The organism is Streptomyces sp. DH12 (assembly GCF_020873895.1).
GTDB lineage: Bacteria > Actinomycetota > Actinomycetes > Streptomycetales > Streptomycetaceae > Streptomyces.
The window spans coordinates 1-553 of the sequence record NZ_JAHWGT010000580.1 but is presented as its reverse complement, the minus strand read 5'-3'; the positions used below and the strand labels follow the sequence as shown (position 1 = coordinate 553).

1 protein-coding gene is annotated in these 553 nt (G+C 72.0%); it reads left to right on the top strand.

The window, feature by feature from the left end; all coding sequences use genetic code 11:
* The coding region (locus LPA54_RS35880) for a DEAD/DEAH box helicase (RefSeq protein WP_228984738.1) at positions 1 to 553 on the top strand (553 nt) is incomplete at both ends.

Genomic DNA, 553 nt, shown 5'->3' with positions numbered 1-553 from the left:
CCGGGAAGACCCTGGCCTTCGGGCTGGCGCTGCTGGCCCGTACGGCCGGGCAGCGCGCCGAGCCCAGGCAGCCGCTGGCGCTGATCCTCGTACCCACGCGTGAGCTGGCGCAGCAGGTCAACGACGCGCTGACCCCGTACGCCCGCTCCGTGCGGCTGCGGGTCGCCACCGTGGTCGGCGGGCTGTCGATCGGCAAGCAGGCGTCCGCGCTGCGTGCCGGCGCCGAGGTCGTCGTCGCGACGCCGGGACGGCTGAAGGACCTCATCGACCGTGGCGACTGCCGGCTGAACCAGGTTTCCGTCACCGTCCTCGACGAGGCCGACCAGATGGCCGACATGGGCTTCATGCCGCAGGTCACCGCCCTTCTCGACCAGGTCCGCCCCGAAGGCCAGCGCATGCTGTTCTCCGCCACCCTCGACCGCAACGTCGACCTGCTCGTGCGCCGCTACCTGACCGACCCCGTCGTGCACTCCGTCGACCCCTCGGCCGGCGCGGTCACGACGATGCACCACCACGTGCTCCACGTTCACGGCGCCGACAAGCACATGGCCAC